Annotated in this window: 8 protein-coding genes and 1 pseudogene; all 9 read left to right on the forward strand. The window is 44.8% G+C overall.

Annotation, left to right across the window (positions count from 1 at the left end; genetic code table 11):
• Window position 1: 1 nt before the first annotated feature.
• The 9 genes and pseudogenes from prmC to IE039_RS04840 all read left to right on the forward strand — a co-directional run bounded on the left by prmC (window position 2) and on the right by IE039_RS04840 (window position 7845).
• Window positions 2-1009 carry a peptide chain release factor N(5)-glutamine methyltransferase gene (prmC, locus tag IE039_RS04800; RefSeq protein WP_010003909.1) on the forward strand — a complete coding sequence of 336 codons (1008 nt, stop codon included), beginning with the start codon at window positions 2-4 and terminating at the stop codon, window positions 1007-1009.
• Window positions 1010-1047: 38 nt separating this feature from the next.
• On the forward strand, window positions 1048-2055 hold the full coding sequence (locus IE039_RS04805; protein WP_189428820.1) for an L-threonylcarbamoyladenylate synthase: 1008 nt from the start codon (window positions 1048-1050) through the stop codon (window positions 2053-2055).
• 252 nt (window positions 2056-2307) lie between these two features.
• Complete coding sequence (locus IE039_RS04810; protein ID WP_010006425.1) at window positions 2308-2577, forward strand: phosphocarrier protein HPr; 270 nt, start codon at window positions 2308-2310, stop codon at window positions 2575-2577.
• A gap of 2 nt (window positions 2578-2579) precedes the next feature.
• Window positions 2580-4303 (forward strand): annotated as a pseudogene (gene ptsP, locus IE039_RS04815) (phosphoenolpyruvate--protein phosphotransferase).
• Between the two features lie 52 nt (window positions 4304-4355).
• Complete coding sequence (gene tsaB / locus IE039_RS04820; protein ID WP_189428821.1) at window positions 4356-5066, forward strand: tRNA (adenosine(37)-N6)-threonylcarbamoyltransferase complex dimerization subunit type 1 TsaB; 711 nt, start codon at window positions 4356-4358, stop codon at window positions 5064-5066.
• Entirely contained in the window at window positions 5050-5607 is a 558-nt protein-coding gene (gene rimI / locus IE039_RS04825; protein ID WP_189428822.1) for a ribosomal protein S18-alanine N-acetyltransferase, read from the forward strand. The genes tsaB and rimI (IE039_RS04825) overlap by 17 nt, the downstream gene beginning before the upstream one ends.
• On the forward strand, window positions 5582-5992 hold the full coding sequence (gene rimI / locus IE039_RS04830; RefSeq protein ID WP_048700895.1) for a ribosomal protein S18-alanine N-acetyltransferase: 411 nt from the start codon (window positions 5582-5584) through the stop codon (window positions 5990-5992). The genes rimI (IE039_RS04825) and rimI (IE039_RS04830) overlap by 26 nt, the downstream gene beginning before the upstream one ends.
• A gap of 37 nt (window positions 5993-6029) precedes the next feature.
• On the forward strand, window positions 6030-7040 hold the full coding sequence (gene tsaD, locus IE039_RS04835; protein WP_189428823.1) for a tRNA (adenosine(37)-N6)-threonylcarbamoyltransferase complex transferase subunit TsaD: 1011 nt from the start codon (window positions 6030-6032) through the stop codon (window positions 7038-7040).
• Between the two features lie 169 nt (window positions 7041-7209).
• Window positions 7210-7845: a redox-sensing transcriptional repressor Rex gene (locus IE039_RS04840; protein WP_189428826.1), complete on the forward strand. Its 636-nt coding sequence runs from the start codon at window positions 7210-7212 to the stop codon at window positions 7843-7845.
• Window positions 7846-7895: the final 50 nt, after the last annotated feature.

The following is a 7895-nucleotide window of genomic DNA, read 5'->3' on the forward strand; positions in this document are numbered from 1 at the left end:
AATGACAGAAAAAAATTTTGAAACCCCAAAACAATTTCAACAACCTAATCAGACCACGCACAAACGCTCAAACTCACCTGCTAAGTTGACCCAACCACGTTGGTACGAGTGGGATGATCAGGTCAAACCAACTGCCCCAGCGCAAGTGAAGTTGTCATTACTCGAAGCACGCAAATGGGCAGTTTTAGAACTCACGCAGGCGGGGATGCCGGAAGCTGATGCTAAAGATAACGTGGACTTTTTGTTAACGGGCGCCTTAGACATTAACTACGGTTATTTACGGGCCAATCTATCACGGCAAATGCCAGCAGCGCTGGCAGCTGTTTGGCCAAAGTGGGTGGCGCAATTAACCCAAAACAAACCACCACAATATATTTTGGGTCATGCACCTTTTTATGGGCGAGAATTTATGGTGGATGAACGTGTTTTAATTCCCCGACCAGAAACTGAGCAACTCGTAGAATGGATTTTACAAGATGCCAGTGGCACCCAAGGTGCACCAGTTTCTGTGTTGGATATTGGGACGGGTTCAGGCGCAATTATTGAGACGTTAATGCTTGAAAATCCATGTGTTAAGGGGTTTGCCGCCGATATTTCACCCGATGCCTTGGCCGTGGCTGAAAGTAATGCGCAGCGCTTTGGTTTGCATCAGTTACACTTCGTGGAAAGTGATGTTTTCCAAGGCGTTGCGCATTTAACTTTTGATATTATCGTCAGCAATCCGCCGTATATTGCGCGGACTGATGAAGCAGAAATGGACGCCAGTGTCTTGGCGTTTGAACCACAACTGGCGTTGTTTGCCGACCAAGATGGCTTAGCCATTTACGCCAAGATTGCGGCTGGTTTGGCACAACATTTGACGGCACATGGGCGTGCTTATTTTGAAATTGGCTACAAACAAGGCCCGGCGGTAGTAGCCATGATGCAACAAGCGCTACCTGATGCGACGGTAACCTTGAAAAAAGATTTCGCAGGCTTAGATCGTATGGTGCGTGTGGTGAAAGGATAAAATGGACGTCGCGTGTGTCTGACGTCGGGAGGATTATTATGGAGACAGAATTACTAACAACTCAAGATGTGCAACGGGCGGGTGCGTTATTAAAAGCCGGTGAAGTGGTGGCTTTTCCAACAGAAACAGTCTACGGCTTAGGAGCAGATGCTACTAATGATGCGGCGGTGAAAAAAGTCTTTTTGGCGAAAAATCGGCCAGCAGATAATCCGCTTATTATGACCGTTGCAGACGTTGAACAGTTGACACCCTTTGTCACGATTTCTGAAGCAGCTCGGCAATTGATGACCGCATTTTGGCCGGGGTCTTTGACAATTATCATGCCCATTAAACCAGATCAGGTATCGATGTTAGTGACTGGCGGGTTGCAAACGGTGGCTTTCCGTTTGCCTGCCAATGAAACAGCGCGTGCTGTGATTCGTGCAGCCGGGGTACCGATTGTTGGCCCCAGTGCCAATACGTCCGGCAAACCGTCACCAACCACGGCCCAACATGTTTGGCATGATATGCAAGGTCGGATTGCAGCCATTGTGGACGATGGCCCCACTGAAGTGGGCGTTGAATCCACAGTGATTGACATGTCAACGGACACACCGACCATTTTGCGACCAGGGGCTGTGACGCAACAACAATTAGAAGCCGTTCTTCAACAACCAGTCTTTGATGCCACTAGTACGACATCAGTGGCGAGTCATGTCACACCAAAAGCACCGGGGATGAAGTATCGTCACTATGCGCCGGATAAAACAGTGGTCATGTTTGATCGTTTAGATGCTTTGGCGCTGCGACCAACCCTGACAGCCCAAGATGTTGTCATGGCTCAAGATGACACGTTGGCAACATTGCAGTTACCATTGACGCAAACGTGGTCGTTGGGGGAAACACTTGAAAGTGCGACCGAACAGCTTTTTGCGGGATTACGTTTTTATGATGAGACGCCAGAAGTGGCGACGATTTATGTCGAAAAAATGCCACCCATTGGGATTGGTAAAGCGTATAATAATCGCTTAGCTAAAGCGGCGGGTAACCAAGAATTTACGATTTAAAAGCACCGGATCGGTGCTTTTTGTGTTGAACTTGTGGTAAATGTCGCGCACGTCACCCAGATGCTTAACGTTTACTGAAAAGTCACACGGAAAAAATGTAAACGTTTACATCGCAAACGCGATGAGACCGGCATTTTTAGCGATTGGGCTTGATATATCAAGGTTTAACCGGGCATTTTACTTGATATTTTGTAAGCGCTTTGATACACTATTATCAGAAGCTGATTCACAGCTAAAAAGGAGAAAATAATCATGACACAATCAAAAGAATTCCATATCGTAGCAGAAACAGGTATCCACGCACGTCCAGCAACATTGTTGGTACAAGCAGCTTCAAAGTTCACATCAGACGTTACTTTGTCATACCAAGGCAAGGATGTTAACTTGAAGTCAATCATGGGTGTGATGTCACTTGGTGTTGGTCAAGGTGCCGATGTGACAATTAAGACTGAAGGTGATGATGAAGAAGCAGCAATGGCTGCCATCACTGAAGCAATGGAAAAAGAAGGACTTGCTGAATAATAATGGCTAAGAACTTCAAAGGAATCGCGGCAAGTAATGGTATTGCAATTGCAAAGGCCTACTTGTTAGTTGACCCAGATTTGTCTTTCTCAAAGACAACAATTACAGATGTGACAGCTGAACAAGCTCGTGTCGACGATGCTTTGAAGGCTGCTAGTGCAGATGTGGAACTTATTAAGACAAAAGCTGCTGAAAACCTTGGTGAAGAAGAAGCCCAAGTGTTTGAAGCGCATTTGATGGTTTTGGCTGATCCCGAAATGTCTAGCGCATTTAAGCAAAAGATTGCTGATGACAAGGTCAATGCTGAACAAGCTGTTAAAGAAGTGACAGATATGTATATCAGCATGTTTGAAGCCATGACAGATAATGCCTACATGCAAGAACGTGCAGCAGATATTCGTGATGTGACGAAGCGTATTTTGTCTCACTTGTTGAATGTGGCTTTGCCTAATCCGGCATTGATTGATGAAGAAGTGGTCTTGGTTGCAAGAGACTTGACACCTTCAGATACAGCACAACTTGATCGCAACTTTGTTAAGGGTATCTTAACTGACTTGGGTGGTCGTACAGCGCATGCGTCAATCATGGCACGGACGTTGGAAATTCCAGCTGTCGTGGGAACTGAAATTGCCACAAAAGAAGTGGCAGCTGGTGACATGGTGACATGGTGATTGTTGATGGCTTGACGGGCGATGTGATTGTCGACCCAGATGCTGACACATTGGCCAGTTATCAACAAAAGGCGGCTGATTATCAAGCACAACGTGCTGAATGGGCCTTGTTGAAAGATCAACAATCAGTTAGTGCCGATGGTAAGACATTTGTCGTGGGTGCCAACATTGGTTCACCAAAAGACATGCCTGCCGTTTTGGAAAATGGTGCTGAAGGCATTGGTTTGTACCGTACTGAATTCCTATACATGGAATCAGATCACTTGCCAACCGAAGAAGAACAGTTTGAAGCTTATAAGACTGTTGTCGAAAAGATGGCTGGTAAGCCAGTGACAGTACGTACCATGGATATTGGTGGCGACAAGCACTTGAGCTACTGGAAGTTACCAGAAGAAGAAAACCCATTCTTGGGTTATCGTGCGATCCGTATCTCTTTGGATCAAACAGAAATTTTCCGGACACAACTCCGTGCGTTGCTACGTGCCTCAGCCTTTGGTAATTTGTGGATTATGTTCCCAATGATTGCCACATTGCCTGAGTTCCGTGCCGCAAAGCAAATTTATACAGAAGAACGTGCCAAGCTTGAAGAAGCTGGTGTAGCAATGGGTGATGTCAAGTTAGGTATCATGATTGAAATTCCAGCTGCTGCCATGTTGGCTGATAAGTTTGCTAAGGAATTGGACTTCTTCTCAATTGGTACCAACGATTTGATTGGTTATACAATGGCTGCAGATCGTGGTAACGATAAGGTTGCTTATTTGTATCAACCTTATAACCCATCAATTTTGCGTTTGATCAACAATGTAATTACTGCCGCACATAAAGAAGGTAAGTTTGTTGCCATGTGTGGTGAAATGGCTGGTGATCCAATTGCCGTCCCATTGTTGATGGGTATGGGCTTAGATGAATTCTCAATGAGTGCCCCATCTATTTTGCAAACACGTGCATTAATGAAGCAGTTGAATACTGCTGATATGAAGTTGTTGGCTGAAAAAGCTTTGGATACCGAAACAAATGACGAAGTCATTGCATTAGTTGAATCAGCAATTGACTAGAACAAGTTTTAAGACCGCCGATTGGCGGTCTTTTTGTGTTAAAATATAACCTATGAAGATTTTAGCCTTTGATACAAGTAACCAACCACTCACGGTGAGTTTGGCGGAAGATAATAACGTACGACGTGTGTTCACAACGAATGAAGCGCGGAATCATTCGATTCAGTTATTGCCAGCCATTGAAACAACGCTGGCTGAACAACAATGGGCGCTCAGTGATATTGACCGCATTGTGGTTGCCCAAGGACCAGGGTCATTTACTGGGCTTAGAATTGGTGTGACTGTTGCTAAAATATTAGCTAACACGTTGCAAGCCGAGCTCGTAGGCGTTTCTAGCTTAGCCGTGTTGGCTGCGCAAGTGACCAATCCTGGTTTAGTAGTACCACTGTTTAATGCGCGCAATAATAATGTTTTTGCGGGCGTTTATTTAAATGACAGTGCTGTGTTAGCTGATGCACATCAACCAATCGACCATTTGGTGACTTGGCTGCAGACACGTGATGAGCCAATTACTTTTGTGGGGGAAACCACAGAATTTGTGCTCACGTTACAGGCGGTTTTTGGTGACCAGGCGACGATTTTAACACCCGCTGACAGCTTACCTGACGGGCATGGCATCGTTGCACTCGGTCTTAAAGCGCAACCTGTCGCTGATGTGGCGCACTTTAATCCCAATTATTTAAGGAAAACCCAGGCGGAGTTAAACTGGCTTGCTGCGCATCCTGGTGAGGATAATCCCGAAAATTATGTTTTTGAAGTTTAATCACCAACCTAAATTACCGATTGCCTTACCGCGATTTGTGACCAAGACGATGACGGTCAGTGGATATGACTTTGTGTTACGTCGCGCCACAATCGCTGATATTGACACATTGGTTAGAATTGAGGAAGCAGTTTATGCTGGTGTCGCGCCGTGGGTATTGCGTGACTTTCTTAGCGAATTGTCGCGGCCACATATTCGCCTCTACTTAGTGATTGAGCGCCACCAGCAAGTTATTGGCTTTGCTGGGGTTGCCTATCAAAGAGATCAGCGTGATATGCATATTACTAATATTGCGGTTGTTCCAATTTGGCAAAGTCATGGTTTAGGCACAACCATTTTGTCAGAGATTCATCAATTTGCGACTGCGGTCGGGGTTGCAACCATGACGTTAGAAGCACGCGCTTCTAATCATGGGGCGATTGCCTTATACCACCGATTAGGCTTTGAACAAACAGGTATCAAAAAAGGGTATTATTTCGGTGATCATGAAGATGCCGTGTCAATGGTGAAACAACTTGAAAATTCAACCAGCAACAATTGAAGACAGTGAAACCATCTATCGTATTGCCCAAGCGGCCTTTCAACCGTCTCCTTGGCCAAAAACAGTCTTTGAACATGAACTCACAAGTCCTCGCAGTCGTTATTTTTTAACGACTGGTGGTTTTATTGGGATTACCCAGATATTAGATGAAGTTGAAATTAGCAGTATCGCGGTCCAACCAGATTATCAACGGCAAGGTATTGCGCAAGCACTATTAACAACCGTGTTGGCTTTGCCGGATGTTGCCCGATTTTTATTGGAAGTCGACGAGTTAAATCATCAAGCGATTCGGCTGTATGACAAGATGGGCTTTTCACCTTATCATCGCCGTGAGAAATATTATAAAAATGGTCATGCCGCGATCATGATGGAAAGGAAAATGTGAGCACAGGTTGCTAAGGCAACTACTCACACGCATAAATATGACAAAAATCATAGCATTTGAATCCAGTGCTGATGAAACTAGCGTTGCCATTGTGGAAGATGGCCATATTGTCCTAAGTAACGCCGTAGCGACACAAATCAATTCCCATAAACGTTTTGGTGGTATTGTGCCAGAAGTCGCCAGTCGACACCATATTGAATGGATTACACGCGTGTTAGATGATGCGTTGGCCACAGCTAACGTGTCACCAGCAGAGCTTGATGCAGTGGCGGTGACCTATGGACCCGGCTTGGTAGGTTCTTTACTGGTTGGCTTAATGGGTGCAAAAACCTTTGCGTTGGCCCATAATTTGCCAATAGTGCCGGTGAATCATTTGGCCGGTCACATTGCAGCGGCTAACTTTAATCAGCCAATTCGCTATCCAGCCTTAGCTTTGATGGTGTCTGGCGGCCATACCGAACTGGTCCTCATGCAAAACGAAAATGAGTTTGCCGTGTTAGGGGAAACGCGTGATGATGCGGCAGGAGAAAGTTTCGATAAAGTTGGCCGTTTGTTAAAGTTACCTTATCCAGCGGGTAAAACTATTGATGATATGGCGCACAAAGGGCAACCAACGATTAAGTTTCCCACTGCTATGGCGCATGAAGATAATTATGACTTTAGTTTCTCTGGCTTAAAAAGTGCGGTCATTAATTATGTCCATCACGCCGAGCAAAAGGGTGAAATAATTGATCAATATGACTTAGCAACGAGTTTCCAAAATGCGGTTGTGGATGCGCTAGTTGGTCGGACGAAACGCGCCTTACAAGACTATCCGGTTAAAAGTTTTATCTTGGCTGGTGGCGTGGCGGCTAATTCACAATTACGAGAAACATTAGAAGCATTGCTGGCATCATTTCCAGAAACAACGTATATTCCTGTGCCACGGCAATATACGGGTGATAATGCCGCGATGATCGGGGCAGCAGGCTACTGGAATTACAAACAAGGTATTTTTGCGGGCTTAGACTTAAATACTGATCCAGGCTTAGATTTTGAACTAATATAATCGTAATAAGATTGTGAATCTATCACGATCTTTTGTTGCGATCCTTATTTTTGTGGTACAATAGTTATGCAAAAGTTCACAAAGTAATCTAAGGTGCCGATTTCATCAGACCATCACGTTTGCGTTTGGTGAAACAAGCATGATAATAACGACATTAACACTGGAGAAAATTATGACACAACCTAAAATCCCGCGTGCGACCGCAAAGCGTTTGCCGATTTATTTCCGCTATTTAACATTTTTACACGATGCGGGGACTGACCGCATTTCTTCTGCTGAATTAAGCGATGCAATTAAGTTTGATGCGGCCACGATTCGTCGTGATTTTTCTTATTTTGGTGCCTTAGGCAAGCGTGGCTACGGCTACGATGTCAAGGCGTTGCTTGATTTCTTTGCCAATGTGTTGGATCAAGACAGTCTCATTAATGTGGCGTTAATTGGTGCTGGAAATTTGGGGCAAGCTTTGCTTAACTTTAACTTTCACCAGTCTTCTAACATGCGTATTTCAGCGGCTTTTGACGTGGATAAGTCACGTGCAGGCACGATTATGGCCGGTGTGCCGATTTATTCAATGACTGAATTAAAAGAGCAGATTACTGCGCAACGCATTAATATTGCCATCTTGACCGTACCACAAGGTGTCGCCCAAGAAATCACGAATGAACTCGTGGATGCTGGTATTAAAGGGATTTTGAACTTTACACCTTTGCGTGTGACGGTACCAAGTGGCGTGCGTGTGCAAAATGTGGATTTGACCAATGAATTGCAAACATTGGTTTACTTTATGGCAGATTGCAAGAAATAACTTGAACGAATTTAGTGACGTAGATTAAGTAAGAAGATCTCGATTGGTGT

This window comes from Leuconostoc lactis KCTC 3528 = DSM 20202, from assembly GCF_014651235.1.
Taxonomy (GTDB): domain Bacteria; phylum Bacillota; class Bacilli; order Lactobacillales; family Lactobacillaceae; genus Leuconostoc; species Leuconostoc lactis.